The 21,522-nt window shown below is 60.9% G+C and carries 19 protein-coding genes; 4 read left to right on the top strand and 15 right to left on the bottom strand.

Annotated elements, in window-relative coordinates:
- The first annotated feature begins 157 nt into the window (after positions 1-157).
- The 3 genes from ACL9RI_RS26375 (at position 158) to ACL9RI_RS26365 (ending at position 2,346) form a co-directional block, all read left to right on the top strand.
- Positions 158-1,261 carry a hypothetical protein gene (locus ACL9RI_RS26375; protein ID WP_422729422.1) on the top strand — a complete coding sequence of 368 codons (1,104 nt, stop codon included), beginning with the start codon at positions 158-160 and terminating at the stop codon, positions 1,259-1,261.
- Positions 1,252-1,911 (top strand): ABC transporter ATP-binding protein, encoded by a 660-nt coding sequence (locus ACL9RI_RS26370; protein ID WP_422729421.1) that lies wholly within the window; start codon positions 1,252-1,254, stop codon positions 1,909-1,911. The genes ACL9RI_RS26375 and ACL9RI_RS26370 overlap by 10 nt, the downstream gene beginning before the upstream one ends.
- Positions 1,912-2,001: 90 nt before the next feature.
- Positions 2,002-2,346, top strand: coding sequence for a CzcE family metal-binding protein (locus ACL9RI_RS26365; RefSeq protein WP_422729420.1), 345 nt, complete (start codon positions 2,002-2,004; stop codon positions 2,344-2,346).
- Positions 2,347-2,403: 57 nt separating this feature from the next.
- On the opposite strand, the gene ahpF is transcribed toward ACL9RI_RS26365, so the two are convergent.
- From ahpF to ACL9RI_RS26350, 3 genes are all read right to left on the bottom strand, one after another.
- Positions 2,404-3,999, bottom strand: a complete 1,596-nt coding sequence (gene ahpF / locus ACL9RI_RS26360) for an alkyl hydroperoxide reductase subunit F (protein ID WP_422729419.1) — start codon at positions 3,997-3,999, stop codon at positions 2,404-2,406.
- Positions 4,000-4,100: 101 nt separating this feature from the next.
- Positions 4,101-4,664: an alkyl hydroperoxide reductase subunit C gene (gene ahpC, locus ACL9RI_RS26355; RefSeq protein WP_300759940.1), complete on the bottom strand. Its 564-nt coding sequence runs from the start codon at positions 4,662-4,664 to the stop codon at positions 4,101-4,103.
- A gap of 313 nt (positions 4,665-4,977) precedes the next feature.
- The gene (locus tag ACL9RI_RS26350; protein WP_422729418.1) at positions 4,978-5,370 is read right to left on the bottom strand and encodes a DUF3597 domain-containing protein; all 393 of its coding nucleotides are present in this window, start codon (positions 5,368-5,370) and stop codon (positions 4,978-4,980) included.
- Positions 5,371-5,857: 487 nt separating this feature from the next.
- On the opposite strand from ACL9RI_RS26350, the gene ACL9RI_RS26345 reads away from it, so the two are divergent.
- Positions 5,858-6,616, top strand: coding sequence for a sulfite exporter TauE/SafE family protein (locus ACL9RI_RS26345; protein ID WP_422729417.1), 759 nt, complete (start codon positions 5,858-5,860; stop codon positions 6,614-6,616).
- A 17-nt stretch (positions 6,617-6,633) separates the two neighbouring features.
- Here ACL9RI_RS26345 and rbsD read toward each other — a convergent pair whose 3' ends face one another.
- The 12 genes from rbsD to ACL9RI_RS26285 form a co-directional block, all read right to left on the bottom strand.
- Complete coding sequence (rbsD, locus tag ACL9RI_RS26340) at positions 6,634-7,026, bottom strand: D-ribose pyranase (RefSeq protein ID WP_422729416.1); 393 nt, start codon at positions 7,024-7,026, stop codon at positions 6,634-6,636.
- 9 nt (positions 7,027-7,035) lie between these two features.
- Positions 7,036-7,941, bottom strand: a complete 906-nt coding sequence (gene rbsK, locus ACL9RI_RS26335; protein ID WP_422729415.1) for a ribokinase — start codon at positions 7,939-7,941, stop codon at positions 7,036-7,038.
- Positions 7,938-8,972, bottom strand: a complete 1,035-nt coding sequence (locus tag ACL9RI_RS26330) for a LacI family DNA-binding transcriptional regulator (protein ID WP_422729414.1) — start codon at positions 8,970-8,972, stop codon at positions 7,938-7,940. Before ACL9RI_RS26330 ends, rbsK begins: the two co-directional genes overlap by 4 nt.
- Before the next feature lie 17 nt (positions 8,973-8,989).
- A complete protein-coding gene (locus tag ACL9RI_RS26325) occupies positions 8,990-9,961 on the bottom strand; it encodes an ABC transporter permease (RefSeq protein WP_422729413.1) in 972 nt (323 codons plus the stop codon).
- Between the two features lie 19 nt (positions 9,962-9,980).
- Positions 9,981-11,543, bottom strand: coding sequence for a sugar ABC transporter ATP-binding protein (locus tag ACL9RI_RS26320; RefSeq protein ID WP_422729412.1), 1,563 nt, complete (start codon positions 11,541-11,543; stop codon positions 9,981-9,983).
- Between the two features lie 74 nt (positions 11,544-11,617).
- Complete coding sequence (locus ACL9RI_RS26315) at positions 11,618-12,577, bottom strand: substrate-binding domain-containing protein (RefSeq protein ID WP_422729411.1); 960 nt, start codon at positions 12,575-12,577, stop codon at positions 11,618-11,620.
- 162 nt (positions 12,578-12,739) lie between these two features.
- Positions 12,740-13,609: an EamA family transporter gene (locus ACL9RI_RS26310; protein ID WP_422729410.1), complete on the bottom strand. Its 870-nt coding sequence runs from the start codon at positions 13,607-13,609 to the stop codon at positions 12,740-12,742.
- Between the two features lie 131 nt (positions 13,610-13,740).
- Positions 13,741-15,996: a YgiQ family radical SAM protein gene (locus tag ACL9RI_RS26305; RefSeq protein ID WP_422729409.1), complete on the bottom strand. Its 2,256-nt coding sequence runs from the start codon at positions 15,994-15,996 to the stop codon at positions 13,741-13,743.
- A gap of 251 nt (positions 15,997-16,247) precedes the next feature.
- Entirely contained in the window at positions 16,248-16,535 is a 288-nt protein-coding gene (locus ACL9RI_RS26300; RefSeq protein WP_183682630.1) for a DUF4404 family protein, read from the bottom strand.
- Positions 16,536-16,546: 11 nt separating this feature from the next.
- A complete protein-coding gene (locus ACL9RI_RS26295) occupies positions 16,547-16,759 on the bottom strand; it encodes a VF530 family DNA-binding protein (protein ID WP_183682627.1) in 213 nt (70 codons plus the stop codon).
- A 123-nt stretch (positions 16,760-16,882) separates the two neighbouring features.
- Positions 16,883-19,039 (bottom strand): M3 family metallopeptidase, encoded by a 2,157-nt coding sequence (locus tag ACL9RI_RS26290; protein WP_422729408.1) that lies wholly within the window; start codon positions 19,037-19,039, stop codon positions 16,883-16,885.
- A gap of 251 nt (positions 19,040-19,290) precedes the next feature.
- A complete protein-coding gene (locus tag ACL9RI_RS26285) occupies positions 19,291-21,450 on the bottom strand; it encodes a M3 family metallopeptidase (RefSeq protein ID WP_422729407.1) in 2,160 nt (719 codons plus the stop codon).
- Between the last annotated feature and the right edge of the window lie 72 nt (positions 21,451-21,522).

Genomic DNA, 21,522 nt, shown 5'->3' with positions numbered 1-21,522 from the left:
AATACCGGCCTGTCACGTCGGGGGTCGCGGGTTCGAGTCCCGTCCGCTCCGCCAATAAAAGAAAAGCCCTTTGCTTCTTGAAGCCAAGGGCTTTTCCCATTTCAGGGCGGGAAATTCACTGCTAGAATCTGCCCACTCCGTCTACCCGGCTCCCACGATGCGCTTGCCTCGCAGTACCCATCCCTATCTCGCCCTGCGCCTGCGCCTGGCCCATTATGCGCTGCTGCAATTTATCGCCAGCCTCACCAGTTCCGTGGAAATCTTTCTGCTGCTGGCCGGACCAGTCTTGCTGGGCCTGCTCAGCGTGATGGCCCTGCCTGGCCTGATGGCGCCCACCCTGCCCTGGCCCACGGCGCTGGGACTGCTGGGCGCCCAGACACTCTTGACCAGCCTGCCCGCCTGGCTGCTGCGCAAACGCCTGTTGCCCGGTCCCCTCGCGGCCTGGCTGCGCCAGCTGCCCGTGGCGCCGCGCCTGCGCTGGTCAGCCGATGCGCTGGTGGCCGGCATGCTGATGCTGCCGCTGGGTATTGCTTATGCCATTTCGATCATCGTCTGGCTGGTCCAGTCGCCGGCCTGGCTGCACGCCGTCCTGCTACCAGGCATCGCCATCAACCTGGCCGTCTGGCTGCTGGCCTGGCTGCTATCGACCGCTATCCTGACCTTGCGCATGCGTGCGCCACGGCCCGTGCAACAGGCGCGGGAACAAACGGGGAGCGTGTATGTGCCGCATACGCCGCGCTGGCGCACCGTGTTCCTGTGGCGGCGTCTATTCTGGCTGCCATTCTGGCGCAATGAAAATGTGACCGGCATGCAGCAAAGCCTGCTGCTGGCCGGCACTGTGGCCAGCATGCTGGCCTGGCTGCTGCGCGTGCCGGTCGTGCCCGGCCCCTTGCTGGGCTTGCTGGCCAGCGCCAGCCTGATCATTTTGACGGACCGCGGCGACAAGGCCGTGCGTGAGCAGATCGCCGTGCTGCAGCCCTCGCTCAACGCCTGGCCCATCGCCAGCAAACCATTGACCGTGCTGGCCTGTGCTGTCAGCGTGCTGCCCGGCCTGGTCGTGCTGCTGGGCGCCGGCCTGGTATTGCACTGGGCCGATGCCGCCGCCTTGCAGCGCCGCGTGCCGCTGGTGTATTTCGTCGTCGCCAGCGCCGCCCTGCTGACCATCGCCGGCTTGCCCCGCCTGACGGCGCGGGGCAGAGTCGCGCTGGTCGTCTTCTCCATCCTTGCCTTGAGCGCCATCGGAAGCGAATTATGGAATTGAATGTGTCTCCTCCCGTGCTGCATATCGAGCAGCTCGATTTTCATTTCGCCACGCACAGCGTCTTCCAGCGCTTCAGCCGGCAATTCGGTCCCGGCATCACCTGGCTGCGCGGCGCCAACGGCGCCGGCAAGACCACCCTGCTGAAACTGGCAGGCGGCGCCCTGCTGCCCGCGCGCGGCGCGATCCGCCTGGACAAACTCGATAGCGGCTTGCAGCCGCTGGCGTACCGCGCCCAGGCTTTTTATTGCGGCGGCGACACGCCCGCCCTGCCCTGGCTGCAGGTACACGAATTTCTCGACCTGCACCTGGCCCTGTATCCGGGCAGCGACAAGACATTACTGAACGATGAATTGAGCGCGTTTGCCATGACGTCGACCTTGCAGCAAAGCATCACCGGCCTGTCCCTGGGCCAGCACAAAAAATTGCAGCTGGCCCTGGCGCTGGCCCTGCCCGTGCGCTTGCTGCTGATCGATGAACCGTTCAACGGCCTCGACGCCAACGCCATGGCTTATTTACGTCAGCGCCTGTCCGAACCACAGCGCCTGGCCCGCCAATGCATCGTGCTGACCAGCCACGTGGAACCGCAAGTGCCGCTGGCGGCGACCCTGGATCTGTCGCTTTTACACCCAGGCTTTGCCGACAAGCCATAGAACAGGGTAGGATGCCGTCTGCGCCCCGCTGGCGATCCTGGCGATACGGCGTAACGGTGCAACCCTGCATCGACCTATCTGGAGAACAGCATGTTGCGATACCCTGGCGCCGCCATCGCCGCCTTGATCCTGAACCTGGCCTTCGCTGGCAACGCCCTTGCCGCCGACCCGACCGGCACCGCCGCCGACTATGGCAGCCCCGCCAGCCAGATGGATGCCACGCGCACCATCACCATCGCCCCCGGCGAAAAGACCATCAACGTCACGCGTGGCGAAACGGTCACCATCGTGATCGGCCAGCAGCGCTTCAGCTGGAACGTGCAAACCTTCAGCAATACCACCGTGTTCGCCCTGGCCGAGATCGCGCCCAAGGAGATGCCGGTCGAGGATATCCTGGTGTATGTCGCCAGCGATCCCCTGTACACCGGTAGCTGAGACGTAAAAAAACCGGAATAGCCTTGCAGCCATTCCGGTTTGTTCCAGCGCAAGCACTTAGGCGGTCAGCGCTTCCTTGGCAGCCGCTTCTTCCACCACCTCATCGTCGCCGGAGCGGATCAGGTGATCGAAGGCGGACAGGGCAGCCTTGGCGCCTTCGCCGGTGGCGATGATGATTTGCTTGTACGGCACGGTGGTCACGTCGCCGGCAGCGAACACGCCGGGGATCGAGGTCTGGCCACGGGCATCGACTTCGATTTCGCCGTGACGCGACAACGCCAGGGTGCCTTTCAGCCACTCGGTGTTCGGCACCAGGCCGATTTGCACGAACACGCCTTCCAGTTCCACTTTCTTGGTCTCGCCGCTGACCCGGTCCTTGTAGCTCAGGCCATTGACGATCTTGCCGTCGCCGTGGATTTCGGTGGTTTGCGCCGACATGATCACGGTGACGTTCGGCAAGCTGCGCAGCTTGCGTTGCAGCACTTCATCGGCACGCAGTTGATCGCCGTATTCGATCAGGGTCACGTGCTTGACCAGGCCAGCCAGGTCAATCGCCGCTTCCACACCCGAGTTGCCGCCGCCGATCACGGAAACGCGCTTGCCCTTGAACAAAGGACCGTCGCAGTGCGGGCAGTAGGCGACACCGTGGTTGCGGTATTCCTTCTCGCCCGGCACGTTGATTTCGCGCCAGCGGGCGCCGGTGGCCAGGATGACGGTTTTGCTTTTCAGCACGGCGCCGCTGGCCGTTTCGATTTCAATCAGCTTGCCTGGCGTGAGCTTGGCAGCGCGCTGGGTATTCATGATGTCCACTTCGTATTGCTTGACGTGCTGTTCCAGCGCCACGGCAAATTTCGGACCATCGGTTTCCTTGACCGAAATAAAGTTTTCGATCGCCATGGTATCGAGTACCTGGCCGCCGAAACGCTCGGCCAGCACGCCGGTCTTGATGCCTTTGCGGGCGGCGTAGATGGCGGCTGCCGCACCGGCAGGGCCGCCGCCGACGATCAGTACGTCAAACACGTCTTTCTTGCTCAGGGCGGCCGCCTGGCGTACGCCGGCGTTCTTGTCCAGCTTGGCGAGAATCTCCTCGACATTGGTGCGACCCTGGCCGAAATGTTCGCCGTTCAGGAACATCATCGGCACCGCCATGATCTGGCGCGCTTCCACTTCTTTCGGGAACACGCCGCCATCGATGGTGGTGACCTTGATGCGCGGGTTAATCACCGACATGGCGTTGAGCGCCTGCACCACTTCCGGGCAGTTATGGCAGCTCAGCGAAATAAACGTTTCAAATTCGTAATCGCCTTCGAGGTTGCGGATCTGTTCGATCACGGCATCGTCGAATTTGATGGTGTGGCCGCCCACTTGCAGCAGCGCCAGCACCAGCGAGGTAAATTCATGGCCCAGCGGGATGCCGGCGAAGCGCACGCCGATATCGGTGCCTGGGCGGTTGATACTGAACGACGGGGTGCGTTCCTGGTCATCGCGGCGTTCCACCAGCGTGATGCGCTCGCTCAACAGGGTAATTTCCTGGAGCAGTTCCTGCATTTCACGGGCCTTGGCACTGTCATCGAGAGACGCGACGATCTCAATCGGCTGCACGACCTTTTCCAAATAGGCTTTCAACTGGGTTTTGAGAGTTGCATCTAACATGATCGACTTCCTTCCTTATTATTCTGCAGACACTATTTCTGCGGGTAACTGATGCCGGAACGGACCGGCCGGTCCGGCATGCACTACTTACAACTTACGACTTAGATCTTGCCGACCAGGTCCAGCGATGGGGTCAGGGTTGCTGCGCCCTCGGTCCATTTAGCTGGGCAAACTTCGCCTGGGTGAGCAGCAACGTATTGGGCTGCCTTGACTTTGCGCAGCAGTTCCGAAGCGTCACGGCCGATGCCGTTGTCATGCACTTCCAGCACTTTGATCTGGCCTTCCGGATTGATCACGAAGGTGCCGCGCAGTGCCAGGCCTTCTTCTTCGATCAGCACTTCGAAGTTACGCGACAGCACGGTGGTTGGGTCGCCGATCAGTGGGTATTGCACTTTCTTGATCGCGTCCGAGGTGTCGTGCCATGCTTTGTGCGCGAAGTGGGTGTCGGTCGAGATACCGTAAACTTCCACGCCCAGTTTTTGGAATTCAGCGTAGTTGTCAGCCAGGTCTTCCAGTTCGGTTGGGCAAACGAAGGTGAAGTCGGCTGGGTAGAACACGAATACAGACCACTTGCCTTTCAAGGACTCTTCGGTCAAATCGATGAATTTGCCATTTTGGTAAGCGGTTGCTTTGAATGGTTTAACTTGGGTATTGATCAGAGACATTGTAGTTTCCTCGTGGGTTGTGAATCGATAAATGCTAGTGTACGGATTTTTCTTCCATATGCAAAATTGATTGTAACAATAGTTTTGATACGTTTTGACTATCACTACCGCATAGGGAGAGCGATATTATCGCTGTTCCGGGAAAATTGGATAGCAGCGGGCGCACCGGCCCGCTGCAGTGAGCAGGCTTAGAACGCCTATCAAAACCTACTGCACGTTGGTATAGGCGGCCTGCGATGCTCACCGTACCTTCGTACGGTTGCGCTTCTTAGCCACCTCTACCTTCCGCTCGCTACGGTTTCGTTAGGCGTTGTTAGGCCTGGAGATCGGCGGGCACCTTGCCGCCATTGGCCGCCAGCTTGAGCATGACTTGTTTGTGCAGCCAGATATTCATGGAAGCGCTATCGTTGGTATCGCCCGTGAAATGCAATTCACCGGCCAACTCCTTGCGCGCAGCCAGGCTGCTGTCGAGGTCGAGCAATTTCAGGAGATCAACGATCGATGTGCGCCAATTGAGTTGCTGCGCATTCTTTTGCGCCAGGCCATTGAGCACCACTTCCACGTCGACTTCAGTGATGGCGACGGGTGCAGCAGCCGGTGCGGCCGCTGGCGCAGCCGGTGTGGCTGCTGGCGTAGCGGCCGGCGTGGCGGCCGCGTCTGGCGTGCGGTGGAATATTTTGTTGAAGATATTGCCGAGAATACTCATGGTGCACCTCTGAAGGGGAGTGGATGGCGCTCCCGGCGATGCACAGCAAGCGGCGGCCGGGAAACGATGCAGGAGAAATGCGGCAGCGCGGCAAGGCACGCTTCCGCCCTCCTCGATACATTGTGGCAGATGACGCAATTCCAGGGCGGACGCTTGATACGCGCCCTGGCCAGCCCGGCTCCAGCACCATGCCTGCCGTGTCGTTTTTTTGTCCCGTCCATCCGCCGTCACTTCTTCCGGCAGCGCCTCAAAGAGAAGCTAAGTAGCTGATCCATATAAGAAATTCTTCGATACAGCAACAGCGCGCGCAGCGATTTATCCCTTCCAGGGAAAGGGCATTTCCGTCGACCAGGTCAAGCTGCGTGCTATATTTATTTTCGTCAACAAACGATGTTCCACGTATCTATTTCCGGCTTATTTCTGGCACACCGGCAATGTGAATGCATCATTTTTTCTTCACCCGCCAGACCAGCCTGCGTCACATATCATGCATTTGACCCTGCAAGTCATTTTGGTTTCCCTCGTGGCCGTCATGGCTATCGGTTTCATGAAAGGCGCGTTCGGCGGCGGCTTTGCGATTATCGGCATACCGGTCCTCGCGCTGGTCATGGATCCGATCAAGGCGGGCAGCCTGCTCGCGCCGCTCTTTGTTGCCATGGACCTGTATGCCTTGCGCTTCTGGCGACCGAATACCTGGTCAAAACCCGACCTCGTCTTGCTGCTGCCGGGCCTGATCGTGGGCATCGCGGCAGGCTATTTCCTGCTTGAATATGTGGATCGCCATGTCATCGAAATCCTGATGGCCGTCACTACCCTGTTGTTTGCATTCTTGTGGTGGCGGGGAAAAGGCGCCGTCGTGACGCGTCCGCGCTCGACCGGCAAGGCGATACTCGCCGGTACGGCATCCGGTGTCACCACCATGGTTGCCCACTCGGGCGGGCCACCGCTGGCCATGTATCTGTTGCCGCTCGGCTTATCGAAGGAAATCTATGCGGGAACGACCAGCTTGTTCTTTACTCTTGGCAACCTGCTGAAGGCTGGCCCCTGGCTTGCCGTCGCAGAATTTTCAGCCAATTTCTGGATACTCATGGCGCTCTGCCTGCCTGCTGCGCTCTGCGGTGTCTGGATTGGATGGAAATTGCATGGCCGCCTGAACCAGGAACAGCTATACCGTCTGTGCTACGGTTTGCTGGTGCTCACGGCGCTGAAACTGCTGTGGGATGGCGTCATGGGCTTCATCCGCTAAGCGCCATCCCGGACCGATTAAAACACCACGCCGGCCACCAGGATCACGTTGGCGTACGGCGTGCATTCCCCCGTGCGCACGATGGCGCGGGCGCGCTTGCTCAGCTGCTTGAACTCTTCATGCGACAGCTGGCGCGCATCGGGCAGGTGCAAGGCCGCCACTTGGGCGGCAATCGCAGGATTGTGCTGCGGCAACTCTTCCGCCAGCACATGGTATTCCACCTGCATTTCACTGAGCACGGTGTGCACGGTTTCAATAAAGCCCGGTACGCCACGCGTCAGGGCCAGGTCGATCAGGGGCACGCCCGGCTGCGACGGCAAGCCGGCGTCGCCGATGACGACCATGTCGCCATGGCCCAGGGACGCGATCAATTGCGACAGGGCGATATTGAGCAGCGGTGATTTTTTCATGATGGAAACTTAAAATAATTCGTGCAGGTGGGGAATCGAAGTTTGCGCGCCGGGCTTGGTGACGCTCCAGGCAGCTGCGCGCTGGCCTTGGGCAATCGCTTCGGCCTCATCCAGCCCCGAAGCCAGGCCGGCCACGAAACCACCGATAAAGGTGTCGCCAGCGGCAGTGGTGTCGACTGCCTTGACGGCTTCGGCCGGGAAATCAACATCGCCGCCATACAGGGCGGCATGCACGCCTTTCGAGCCCAAGGTAATGATGACGTTGTCGCTGCCCTGCTGTTGCAAGGCGCGCGCCAATACACTGGCGTCGCTGCTATCGATGCCGGTCAGCATGGCCGCCTCGATTTCATTGGGAATCAGGTAATCGACCAGTTCCAGCACACCGGCCGGCACTTGCGCGGCCGGCGCCGGGTTGAGCACCACCGTCTTGCCCAGCGAGCGGGCCAGCCTGATCGCGTGCTCCACGGTCGCCATCGGCGTTTCCAGCTGCAGCACCACGATGTCGGCCTGGGCGATCAGTTCTTGCGCGGCATCGATGTGCGCGGGGCTCAGCAAGTCATTCGCGCCACCGGCGATCACGATGCTGTTCTGGCCATTGTCGTCGACCAGGATGGAAGCGATGCCGGACGCCACGCCCGGCAAGGTGGTGACATGGCTATCGATGATGCCATCGCTGCGCAGTGCTGCGCGCAAGGTCGTGCCAAAGGCGTCGTCACCCAAGCAGCCGATCATCGCCACTTGCTGGCCACCGGCTGCCACCTTGCCGCTGAGGCGGGCACAGGCCACGGCCTGGTTGGCGCCCTTGCCGCCAGGAATGGTACGGAAAGCGCCGCCCGTCAGGGTTTCGCCAGGTAAAGGCATGCGCGGCACGCGCAAGACCAGGTCCATATTGATGCTGCCGATAACCACGATCATGGTATTTGTCCTGTCAATTCAGTTGCTACATTTAAGGGGAAGGCGCTGGAACCGCGTACCCGCAGCACGGGCGCCATGCTGCGCTGCTGGCGCGGCAAGCCCGGTTCGGCGATGCGCGCCAGCAAGAAGTCCGCCGTCACGCGGCCCAGTTCGCGCGTGTTTTGCGCCACGCTGGTGAGCGCCGGATAGACGAAGTTGGCCAGGTCGATATCATCGAAACCGACCACGGCCAGCTGGCCGGGCACGCTGATGCCCCGCTCGGCGGCGGCGCGCAGCACACCGATGGCCATCAAGTCATTACAGCAAAACACGGCGTCCGGACGCTGGCCGGCGGGCAACGCCAGCAAGTCCAGTGCAGCCGCATAACCACCGGCGCTGGTGAAATCGGCATGGCGGCATAGGGAGTCAGGCAACGGTACGCCAGCGTCTTGCATGGCGGCGCGCGCGCCGGCGATGCGTTCATTGGAAATCGTCACGGCACGGGGACCGGCGATGCAGGCGATGCGGCGCCGTCCCAGTTCCAGCAAGTGCCGTGCGGCCAGCACGCCACCGGCGCGGTTGTCGACGGCCACCGCATCGATCGACAAATCGTTCGGTGCGCGGTCCAGCAGCACGGCCGGCACTTTCATCTTGCGCAGCAAGGCGCCATCGCTATCGGCCAGGGCAGACAGGATGAGACCATCGCAGCGCTTGGTCAGCAGCACGTTCAGGTACTCGCGCTGCTTGACGGGGTCGTCGTCAGAATTGCACAGGATCACGCTGTAGCCGGCCGCATAACAGCTGTCTTCGATGCCGCGCGCCACTTCCGAGAAATACGGATTCGTATTGTTGGTAATGATCAGGCCGATAGTGCCCGTGCTGCGGCTGCGCAGCGAGCGCGCCAGTGCGCTGGGCACGTAATGCAATTGCTCGGCCGCCGCCAGCACGGCGGCGCGCGCCTCGTCGCTGACGGGGCGCGTATTGTTGAGGACGTGGGACACGGTGGTGAACGATACACCGGCCGCCTGCGCCACTTGTTTGATGGTTGCCATGGGCTCCTAGTTTGCGGCTATGCGCGCTCGCCGCGGCGGCGATAGGTGTCGAGCACTACGGCAGCGACGATCACCAGGCCCGTGATGATACGCTTGACGGGCTCGGATACGCCCACTTGCGCCAGGCCCGCTTCCAGTACCGAAATGATCAGCACGCCGATAAACGTGCTGATGACGGAACCGCGGCCGCCCATCAGGCTGGTGCCGCCGATCACCACAGCCGCGATCACTTGCAATTCCATGCCCACGCCGCCATTCGGATCGGCCGCTTCCAGGCGCGACACCTGGAACAATGCACCCACGCCAGCCAGCAGGCCCATCAAGGCAAATACCAGCACTTTCGACGGTTTCGGGTTGATGCCGGACAAACGCACCGCTTCTTCGTTGGTGCCGATACCGATCCAGTGACGGCCCAGCACGGTGCGCGTCAGCACCAGATGGCCGATGACGACGATGGCAATCGAGGCGATAAAGGCCGGCGACAAGCCAAACAAAATCGGCGAACTGATGCCGTCGACGGCGCTGCCGATATATTCGGTGCGCGAATTGGTCACCTGATACGCCATGCCGCGCGCCATTTCCAGCACGCCCAGCGAGACGATAAACGAGGGAATGCGCCAGCCGACGGAAATCAGGCCGGTAATCGAGCCACAGACAGCCGCCACCAGCATGCCCAGCAGGGCCGAACTCCACACGGGCCAGCCCCAGTGCACGGTGGCCAGCGACAGCACGGAAGCGGCCAGCGCCATCACGGAGCCGACCGACAGATCGATGCCGCCGATGATCAAGACAAAGGTCATGCCGACCGCCATCACCACCAGGGTCGGGATGTCATTCGACAAGGTGCTGAGGGTAGCCAGGGTAAAGAAGTTTTCGCTGGCAAACGAGAACAATACGCACATGGCCAGCAGCGCGCCGATCAGGCCCGCATAGTTTTTCAGGTCGGCCAGGCTGCGCTGCAGATAGCTAGGGGAAGAAGTAGTCGTCATGGGAATCTTTCCGGCGGCATCAGGCCGCAGCGGCAGGGTTGTCAGAAGAAGAGGAATTCAAATAACCGGAGAAGGCGGCCGACAGCAACGCGTCCTGGCTCCAGGCGCCGCGCTCGAAGGTGTCGACGATCTTGCCTGCGCTCATCACGGCGATGCGGTCGCAAATCAGCATCAGTTCGCGCAAGTCGCTCGAGACGATGACCAGGCCCTTGCCCTGGCGCGCCTGTTCGGCCAGCACCTGATAAATATCAAACTTGGCGCCGATATCGATGCCGCGCGTGGGTTCATCGAACAGCATCACGGGGCAGTCGCGGTACAGCCAGCGGGCAATCACGACCTTTTGCTGGTTACCGCCCGACAATTCGGCCACCGTTTGGGCGCTATTGCGCGAACGCACGCCCAACTGGGCGATATAGTCGTCGGCCACCACCGCTTCGGCCGCCTCGTTGAGCCAGCCCGCGCTGCTGACGGTATCGAGCGAGGCCAGGGTGGTGTTGACGGCGATCGACTGGCGCAACAATAAACCTTGCCCTTTGCGGTCTTCCGTGATCATGGCGATGCCGGCCTTGACGGCAGCCTGCGGCGAGCCCAGCGCAGCGGGAATCTCGCTATCGCCGAGGAATACCTGGCCCGCGTCGGCACGGTCGGCGCCAAAGATCAGGCGCAGCAATTCCGTGCGGCCGGAACCGATCAGGCCGGCGATGCCGAGGATTTCACCTGAACGCACCTCGAACGAGGTCGGGTGCACCACGCCGGTCCGCGCCAGGCCCCGCACGCGCAGCAGTGGCGCACCGATGAGGCGGCCGCTCAAGTCGACCGCATCGTCGGCCGAGCGGCCCACCATCAGGCTGACCAGGTCGGCGGCGGAATAACCGGCGATAGCGTCGTCGCACACCAGCTGGCCATCGCGCAGCACGGCAATGCGGTCGGCCACGCGCTTGAGTTCTTCCAGGCGGTGCGAAATATAAATGATGGCCACGCCTTCGGCCTTCAGGCGCTCGATCTGCAGGAACAGCAATTCGACTTCGCGGTGCGTCAGCATGGCGGTCGGTTCGTCGAGCACCAGCAAACGGCAGCTGCCGATCAGGTTGCGCGCGATCTCGATCATTTGCTGGTGGCCTATGCCCAGTTCGCCCACCAGGGTCCATGGGTCGAGCCCACCCAGGCCCACTTTTTCCATCTGTTCGCGCGCATCGCGCTCCAGGCGGCCACGGTCGATCCAGCCGAAACGCTGCGGCAGGTTTTTCAGGTACAGGTTTTCCGCGATCGACAGGGTGGGAATCAGGTTGAGTTCCTGCATCACCATGCGGATGCCCAGCGCCTCGGCCGCGCCGCGCGTGGCGGGCTGGTAGGGCTTGCCATCGAGCAGCATGCTGCCCGTGGTGGCCGGTTCCAGGCCGCAGATGATTTTCGACAAGGTGCTCTTGCCCGCGCCGTTTTCACCGGTCAGCGCCAGCACCTGGCCGGGGAAAAAGCGCAGGGCCACGCCGCCCAGCACAGGGCCGACATAGGACTTGCCGATGTTATCCAGAGTCAACAAAGGGATGGCGTCAGACTGCGCCGGAGAAATATCGGTGGGCATGGGGGCTCCGCAAAAAAGGACAAACGGGGCTAGCGCTACATTACGATAGCGCTGGCCCCGGCGGGATCAGACGATCAGGACTTCGTGCCCTTGGTTACCAGTTCCACCTTGGTTTCGATGGTGCCGCCCAGTTCCGACTGTTTCTTTTTCTCTTTCAGCGCTTTCAGCACGGCGTCGATGGCGAACGCAGCTTGCTGCGAGCCGAACTGGTCGGCGGTCGCCAGCACGCGGCCATCGGCCAGCATCGGCTTGATCGCGTTGATGTTGTCGTAGCCCACTACCAGCACCTTGCCGGCCTTGCCGGCCGCCTTGATGGCGGCGATGGCGCCGATGGCCATGTTGTCATTACCGCACAGCAAAGCCTTGATATTCGGATTGGCGTTCAGCATGGCGGCCGCTACCGTGTTGGCAGGGGCGATTTCCCATTGGCCCGATTGCAGGCTGACCACTTTGGCGCCGGCCGCCGTCATGGCGTCCTGGTAGCCCAGGGTGCGCTGCTGCGCGTTATAGGTGGTCGACACGCCTTCGATGATGCCGACCGGGTCGCCCTTCTTGAGCTGCTTGGCCAGGTAATCACCCACGGCTTTCGCGGCCTTGCGGTTGTCCGGGCCCACGAATGGTACCGAGATACCTTTTTCTTTCAGCGCGCCCGCGTCGAGCTTGTTATCGATATTGACGACGATGATGCCCGCGTCGATGGCTTTTTTCAGCACCGGCACCAGCGCTTTCGAATCGGCCGGCGCGATCACCAGCGCGTTCACGCGCGAGACGATCATTTGCTCGACCAGCTTGATCTGGCTCGCCGTGTCTGTTTCATCCTTGATGCCGTTCGACAGCAGATCGTATTGCGCCGCGTGGGCTTTCTGATGTGCCTTGGCGCCGTCTTCCATGGTCAGGAAGAATTCATTGGCGAGCGACTTCATCACCAGCGCAACCTTCGGTTTGGCCGCCGTCTGCGCCATCGCCGGCAAGGCAGGCAGGACGCAGACGAGAGCAGCGGCAGCAATCATTTTCAGGCGAATACGGGATGTCATGACAGTCTCCAGAGTATGTGGGGTTAGCACGTCAAAGCGATGCTTTTTTGGAATTTCGCGTCGCGCAAACGTTTGCGCGACACAAATAGTGCCTCAATGCTGTATTCGAGTGCAAGCGAAACCGACGGTGCGGTGCAGCAAAAATACCCCCTGGAAGCTATCTCAGGACCTGGCGCTGGCCCATTGCACGGCCAGTACGCTGGCCAGCACCATCAGCAGCCCCAGCATGGACCAGCCCGTCATCGCCTGGCCCAGCAGTGCCCAGCCCAGCAGCACCGCCATCAAGGGGCTGAGCAGACCCAGCGACGAGACGGCCACGGGAGACAGGCGGGCAATGCCGCGGAACCACAGTGCATACGCCAGCAGGGCGCCGGCCAGGCACAGATAGGCATAGGCCAGCACTTGCTGCAGCGACAAGGCGGGCAACGGCGCGTCGGCCAGCCAGGCCACGGGCGCCAGCATCAGGCCGCCTGCGAGCAATTGCCAGCCTGTCAGCGCCAGCACGGGCAAGTCCGGCTTCCAGCGCCGCGTCAGATAGGTGCCGGCCGCCATGCAGGCGGCGCCGGCCAGGGCGGCGGCAATGCCGACCGGTTCCCACACGGTGCGGGGCGACAACAACAGCACGCCCATGCCAAGTACGCCCAGCACGCTGGCGAACAGGGCCAGCCGCACGGGCCGGCGTCCTTCCACGCCCCATGCCAGCCCCATCACCAGCAAGGGCTGGATGGCGCCCACCACGGCCGCCAGGCCACCGGGCAGGCGATAGGCAGCGACAAACAATAAAGCCTGGAACACGCCGATATTCAGGGCCGACAAGATCATAATGCGGCCCCAGTCGGACCGTGCGGGCAAGCGCCGCATCAGCAGTACCAGCAACAGGCCGGCCGGCAAGACGCGGATCAGCGCGGCAGTGAAGGGCCGGCCAGCTGGCAGCAATTCGGAGGTGACAATATAGGTGGAACCCCAGATCAGGGGCGCCAGTGCGGTGAGCAGAATATCGCCCCAGGCAGGGCGGGAAGCAGGTGAATTCATCAACTATCTTTACATCAAGATAAAAGCGCAGTCTGGGCGCAAACTATCTTGATGTCAAGATAAGTGCTTTTATATGCTGCTGCCCATGAAAAAACCCGGCACAAGGCCGGGTTCGGTGAAGATCAGTCCGCTTAACGGCGGCCGCTGCGGGCGGGCGCGCCGCCCTTGGCCGGCGGCTTGCCGCCACGGCCGACAGGCGCGGCGGCGGGCTTGGCTTTGGTCTTGATGGTCGACAGGATCGACGGACGCACTTTCGATTCCACGGCCGTAGCCTTCGGTGCGGCGGCCGTGCCGCCCAGGGCGATGCGGCTCTTGCCGGGCGCCACCTTGAACTTGTCCGGCGTGCCGGCGCCATGCGTCTGGCGGCTGCGTTCGCCGGCAGCCAGGCCGCCCGCTTCGGACGAAGTCCAGGCGGGAATCAAATGCTTGTCGCCATTGCCGATCAAATCGCCACGGCCCATGTTGACCAGCGCTTCGCGCAGGATCGGCCAGTTGGCCGGGTCCTGGTAGCGCAGGAACGCTTTATGGGTGCGGCGGATCTTGCCGCTGCGGGCCGTTTCCACCGCTTCCGAATCCGCCGTGACCTTGCGCAGCGGATTCTTGCGCGAGTGATACATGGTGGTGGCCATGGCCATCGGCGTGGGCATGAAGGTTTGTACCTGGTCCAGCTTGAAATTGTTTTTCTTCAGCCACAGGGCCAGGTTCAGCATGTCCAGGTCAGTCGTGCCAGGATGGGCGGCGATGAAGTAGGGGATCAGGTATTGCTTCTTGCCTGCTTCCAAGGAGAAACGGTCGAACATTTCCTTGAATTCATCATAGGCGCCGATGCCGGGCTTCATCATCTTCGACAAAGTGCCCTCTTCCGTGTGCTCGGGCGCGATCTTCAGCAAGCCGCCCACATGGTGCGTGACCAGTTCCTTCACGTACTCGGGCGAACGCACGGCCAGGTCGTAGCGCAAGCCGGAGCTGATCAAGACTTTCTTGATGCCAGGAATCGCCCGCGCCTTGCGGTACAGCGAGATCAGCTTGCTGTGGTCGGTGCCCAGGTTGACGCAGATCGAAGGATACACGCAGGACAGGCGACGGCACGACACTTCAATCTCTTTATCCTTGCACGCCAGGCGGTACATATTCGCCGTCGGGCCGCCCATATCGGAAATGGTGCCCGTAAAACCCTTGGTTTTATCGCGGATATGCTCGATTTCGCGCAGGATCGACGGTTCCGAGCGGCTCTGGATGATGCGGCCTTCGTGTTCGGTAATCGAGCAGAAGGTGCAGCCGCCAAAGCAGCCGCGCATGATGTTGACGGAAAAGCGGATCATTTCCCAGGCGGGAATATGCGCCTTGCCGTAGCTTGGATGCGGAGCGCGCGCGTAATTCATGTCGTACACGCCATCCATCTCATCCATCGCCAGCGGCAACGGCGGCGGGTTCAGCCACACATCGCGTTCGCCATGCGCCTGCACCATGGCGCGCGCATTGCCGGGATTCGATTCCAGGTGGAACACGCGCGAGGCGTGCGCATACATCACGGGGTCATCCTTGACCACGTCATACGCAGGCAGGCGCACCACCGTCTTGTCGTGCTTTTCCTTGGCCATCGCCAGGCGCTCTTCGCGGCTCATGATGCGGATCGGTTTGATCACTTCGGCCGACTTGGCCGCGTTTTCCGTGGCGCAGGCCGATTTATCTTCCTGCACCATCGCATACGGGCTGTAGTGCGGATCGATCTTGCCGGGCACATCCACGCGGGTGGAATTGTGCACGCCCCAGTCGTCGCCAGGCAGCCAGCCGGACGACACCATGAAAGCGGTGCCGCGCAGGTCGCGGATATCCTTGATGTGTTCGCCAGCGGCCAGACGGTGGGTCAGGTCGACCAGCGCCCGTTCGGCATTGCCGAAGATCAGCAAATCGGCCTTGGAATCAGGCAAGACGGAACGGCGGACCTTGTCCGACCAGTAATCGTAATGGGCGATGCGGCGCAAGGACGCCTCGATGCTGCCGATGACGATCGGCACGTCCGGATACGCTTCGCGCGCACGCTGGGCGTACACGGTGACGGCGCGGTCCGGGCGTTTATTCGGTTCCCCGTTGGCCGTGTAGGCATCGTCGGAGCGGATCTTGCGGTCGGCCGTGTACTGGTTGACCATGGAATCCATGTTGCCGGCGGTAATGCCGTAATACAGGCGCGGCTTGCCCAGCACGCGAAAGGCGTCGGCCGACAGCCAGTCCGGCTGGCTGATGATGCCCACGCGATAACCCTGCGCTTCGAGCAGGCGGCCGACGAGGGCCATGCCGAAGCTGGGATGGTCGATATAGGCGTCGCCCGTGACGACAATGACGTCGCACTGATCCCATCCCAGCGCATCCATTTCGGCGCGGGACATGGGTAAAAATGGCGCAACGGCAGCGCGGGCAGACCGCTTGGGAACGGTCGCAAATAAATTGGTAGGGGAGCTCATAGGGTACGGATTGTACCGGAATTGCATACGTCCAGCCTGACAGCCGGATTTTCACTGTCGTATTTCAGCGAAAAAAACGTTTTATTTTCAATTACTTGGGGTCAGACCCGGCGGGACAATGCGCCCCAGTGGGGCGCATTGCGATCGCGAAGCGACGGACCCCGATAAGAAGTGTATCAAATGCCCATATTGGCTAAAATCTCGCCCAGCTCACGCAAGGCCGGTTCCAGCTTTGGATGCTTCACGGCAAATTTGGCCGACAATTCCTGGCTGCGTTCGGCCAGGCCATAGGTGGTCGACTCTTCCAGGCCGGCCAGTTGTTCCTGCGCCGCGCGCTTGGCCAGCAGCAGCTGGATGTCGCCATCGAGTTTTTGCAGCAAACCATGTAATTCTTCATCGACGGGGCCGCCGGTCTCGATGCTCGAGTGCAGCTGTTGTAGCGATTCCTTGAGTTTGCTGTCCATGTCTCTTCCTGTCAGTCGGTAAATTGCGTGTCCAGGTACAACTGTTCCACCTTGCTCCTGGCCCACGGCGTCTTGCGTAAAAACTTCAGGCTAGACTTGATGCTGGGATCGCTGATAAAACAATTGATATCGATCCGCTTGCCCAGGCCATCCCAGCCATAATGGGCTTGCAGGCGCGTCACGATGGCTTCCAGGGTGACGCCATTCAAATCTTGCTGACTCATGTTTTCTTTCTGCTACCTGACTACGTACTAGCTACTATGCATCTTACCCAATTTTAGCGCTGGAGCACGTTACGCTTGCGAGCGCCACTCGACGCAACGCAAGCATAACGAGGCATCCGCTGATTACTTGGTGTTCAAGCCACGGCTTTCCAGCAGCGGTTCGATCTTGGCGTCACGGCCGCGGAAGTTGCGGTACAGCTGCAACGCATCGACGCTGCCGCCACGCGACAACAGCTGGCTGCGGAACCAGTCGCCGTTCTTGCGCGTCAGGCCGCCATTTTCCTTGAACCACTCAGCCGTATCGGCGTCCAGTTTTTCCGACCACAGGTAAGCGTAGTACGCCGCCGAGTATTCGCCATTGAAGCTGTGCGAGAAATACGTGGTGCGGTAGCGTGGTGGCACCGGTGGGAAATCGACGCCCGCGTCTTTCAGGGCAGCCGCTTCAAACGCCACTACGTCGGTCGGGATTTGCGACGGGCTCAGCTGGTGCCAGCGCTGATCCAGCAAGGCGGCAGCGATGTATTCCGTGGTCATGAAGCCCTGGTTGAATTTCTTCGCGGCCTTGACCTTGTCGAGCAAGTCTTGCGGCATCGGCGCGCCAGTCTGGTAGTGCTTGGCGTAGTTTTGCAGCACTTCTGGCCACACAGCCCAGGTTTCATTGAATTGCGATGGATATTCCACGAAGTCGCGCGGCACATTGGTACCGGAGAAGTACGGGTATTTCACGTTCGAGAACATGCCGTGCAGCGCATGGCCGAATTCGTGGAACATGGTGGTGACTTCATCGAAGGTCAGCAAGGTAGGCTGGCCAGCCGGCGGTTTCGGAATGTTCAGCTGGTTGGCGATCACCGGATGGGTGCCCAGCAAGCTCGATTGCGACACGTATTCATTCATCCAGGCGCCGCCTTGCTTGTTGCCGCGTGCATAGAAGTCTTCCAGGAAGATGGCCAGCGGCTTGCCGTTGGCGTCGAACACGTCATACACGCGCACGTCCGGGTTATAGACCGGCAAATCCTTGCGTTCTTTAAACGTGATGCCGTACAGCTTGTTGGCAGCGAAGAACACGCCGTTGGTCAGCACGTTGTTCAGCTCCAGGTAGGGCTTCAGCTGATTTTCATCAAAGTGGAAACGCTCGGCGCGCAGCTTGTCCGTGTAGATCGCCCAGTCTTGCGCTTCAACCTGGAAACCGCCCTTGTCGGCATCGACCAGTTTTTGCAGGTCCGCGGCTTCGCGGTGCGCATTGGCAACGGCTGGCTTGGCCAGTTCGGACAGCAGCGTGTTGACGGTCTGCGTGTTCTTGATGGTTTCATCTTCCAGCGAGTAGGCCGCATAGTTCGGGTAGCCCAGCAAGGCGGCACGGTCGGCGCGCAGCTTGGCCAGTTTCAGGACCACTGCGCGGTTGTCGAATTCGCCGCCCTGGATGCCACGGTTCAGCGACGCTTGCATCAAGCGGGTGCGGGTGTTGCGGTTGGTCAGCACGGCCAATGGCGCCTGGCCCGAGGTGTTGGTCAGCGCGATCACGAATTTGCCATCCAGGCCGCGTTTTTTCGCTTCGGCGGCGGCCGTGTCGATGTCGCTGGCCGTCATGCCGTCCAGTTCAGCGCGCGTATCGACCACCAGGCCCTTGGCGTTGGCTTCTTTCAAGACATTTTGCAGGAAAGTGGTTTGCAATGCAGCCAGTTCGCCGTTATAGGCTTTCAGTTTTTCCTGGTCGGCGGCCGAGAGCTTGGCGCCAGCGCGGACGAAATCGGTATGGTAGCGCTCCAGCAAACGTTGCGATTCGGCGTCCAGGCCCAGCTTGTCGCGCTGGTCGTACAGGGCTTCGATACGGGCAAACAGTTTGGCATTCAGGTGGATGCTGTCGTCGTGGGCAGCCAGTTTCGGCGAAATTTCCACGTTGATCTTGTCGATCTCGTCATTCGTGTTGGCGCCTGCCATATTGCTGAAGATGCTGTTTACGCGATGCAGCAACTGGCCGCTGCGCTCCAGCGCCACGATGGTATTGTCGAAGGTGGCTGGTTTTGGATTGTTGGCGATGTGATTGACTTCCGCCGTCTGGCGCTTCATGCCTTCCAGAAACGCTGGCAGATAATGTTCGTTCTTGATCAGACCAAATTGCGGCATCTGGAACGGCAGCGGGCTTGCCTTGAAGAACGGGTTCGAGGCCGAAAACGCGGCGCTGGCCGGTGCATTCGCCGTTGCGGTGACGGGCGTTGCGGCATAGGCAACTTGAGCCAGCATCAGGCTGGCGGCGATGATGAGCAATGTAGGACGGGTCATAAGATCTTTCTCTGGGAGCAGGGTAGAACCACAGGCAACGGTGCTGCGGACCAAGCGTCAAATCATATCAGCATGAAACATCGGAGTCACTGAACAGCTGCAAGTGGCTTGCACTGAGCGTTTTTCAACGGTTTTGAAAACGATTTACCAAATAAAAACGGTCGCCAGACAAGGGCGACCGTTTTTTGCTAAACCCGGCAAATCAGTCCGGGATTATCATTCAAGCACTTACTTAAGTATTTACCTACTACTTATTTCACGTTCAAGCCACGGCGTTTCAGCAGCGGTTCGATCTGCGCATCGCGGCCGCGGAAGTTGCGGTAAATATCCAGCGCATCGGCGCTGCCGCCGCGCGATAGCAGCTTGGCACGGAACCAGTCGCCGTTCTTGCGCGTCAGGCCGCCGTTTTCCTTGAACCATTCCACCGTATCGGCATCGAGTTTTTCCGACCACAGGTAGGCGTAGTAGCCGGCCGAGTAACCGCCCGCAAACGCGTGCGAGAAATACGTGGTGCGGTAGCGCGGCGGCGCCGGCGCGTAATCGATGCCGGCCTCCGTCAAGGCCGTCTTTTCAAACGCCAATACGTCGGTCGGGATCTGGGCCGGGGTCAGCTGATGCCAGCGCTGGTCCAGCAGGGCCGACGCCAGGTATTCGGTCGTCTTGTAACCCTGGTTGAAATTGTCGGCGGCCGTGATTTTCGCCAGCAATTCGGCAGGAATCGGCGCACCGGTCTGGTAGTGTCTGGCGTAGTTTTGCAGCACTTCCGGCCACAAGGCCCACATTTCATTGACTTGCGATGGGTATTCCACGAAGTCGCGCGGCACGCTGGTGCCCGAGAAACGCGGATATTTCACGTTCGAGAACATGCCGTGCAGCGCATGGCCGAATTCGTGGAACATGGTGTTGACTTCGTCAAACGTCATCAGGGTAGGCTGGCCCGCTTCCGGCTTCGGAATGTTCAGGTTATTGGCGATCACAGGCTTATTGCCCAGCAAGGCCGATTGGCTGACATAGGCATTCGCCCAGGCGCCGCCGCGCTTGTTGCCGCGCGCATACGGGTCCAGGGTGAAGATGGCCAGTTGCGTGCCGTCTTCGTTGAACACGTCGTAGACCAGCATGTCGGCATTGTAGACAGGCAAGTCGGTGCGTTGCTTGAAGGTCAGGCCATACAACTTGCCGGCGGCAAAGAAGACGCCCTTGGTCAGCACGCTGTGCATTTCAAAATACGGTTTCAGCTGGCTTTCGTCAAAGCTGTAGCGTTCGGCGCGCACCTTGTCGCTGTAGAAAGCCCAGTCGCTGGCCGCCACCTGGAAACCGCCCTTCTGTGCATCGATGACTTTCTGGATATCGCCCGCTTCGCGGCGCGCATTGTCGACGGCCGGCTTGGCCAGTTCACCCAGCAAGGCGTTCACGGCAGTGGTGGTCTTGGCCGTTTGATCTTCCAGCGAATAGGCGGCGTAGTTCGGGTAGCCCATCAGGGTGGCGCGCTCGGCGCGCAGGCGCGCCAGGTCCAGCACCACTTGCCGGTTGTCGAACTCGCCGCCATGGCTGCCGCGCGCTTGCGACGCGGCCATGATGCGTTCGCGCAAGGCACGGTTGGTCAGCAAGGACAACGGCGCCTGGCCGGTCGTATTGACCAGGGCGATCACGTATTTTCCATCGAGGCCGCGCTGCTTGGCCAGGCCCGCCGCGACATCGATTGCCGCTGGCGACAGGCCGTCCAGCTCTTCACGCGTATCGACCACGATGGCCGAGGCGTTCAATTCTTTCAGCACGTTCTGTGCGAACTTGGTCGACAGGGCGGCCAGCTGGCCGTTGTACGATTTCAGCTTGTCCTTGTCAGCAGCCGACAGCTTGGCGCCGGCGCGCACGAAATCGGTATGGTAGCGTTCCAGCAAGCGTTTCGATTCGGCATCGAGGCCCAGCTTGTCGCGCTTGGCGTACAGGGTATTGATGCGTTGGAACAACTTGTCATTGAGCATGATCGCATCGCTATGGGCAGCCATTTTTGGCGCCAGCTCGCGTTCCAGGCCCTGGATGGTGTCATTCGTGTTGGAACCGGACATCACGGAAAACACGGTGCGCACACGGCCCAGCAACTGGCCCGAGCGTTCCATGGCGACGATGGTGTTGTCGAAGGTGGCCGCTTTCGGGTTATTCGCGATGGCATTGATTTCCGCCAGGTGGGCGGCCATGCCGGCTGTAAAGGCGGGTGCGTAATCGGCGTCCTGCACCTTGTCGAACGGCGGGTAATGGAAAGGCAATGCGCTCACTTGCGCAAACGGATTCGAGGCAGGCAAGGCTGCCGCCGCGACAGCGGTCGAAGCAGTGGCTGGCGCGTTGGTGGCGGCAAAAGCGGCTGGCGCCAGCATCAGGCTGGCGGCGATGACGAGCAGGGTTGGACGGGTCATGACTTCTTTCAAAGAGCGCAAGAGAGCCGCGATTGTGTCGCGGGCCAACTTGAAATCATAACAGCATGACAC

This window comes from Janthinobacterium sp. Mn2066, from assembly GCF_049319705.1.
Taxonomy (GTDB): domain Bacteria; phylum Pseudomonadota; class Gammaproteobacteria; order Burkholderiales; family Burkholderiaceae_D; genus Janthinobacterium.
The sequence above is the reverse complement of the archived record's forward strand: the minus strand, read 5'-3'. Positions and strand labels throughout refer to the sequence as shown.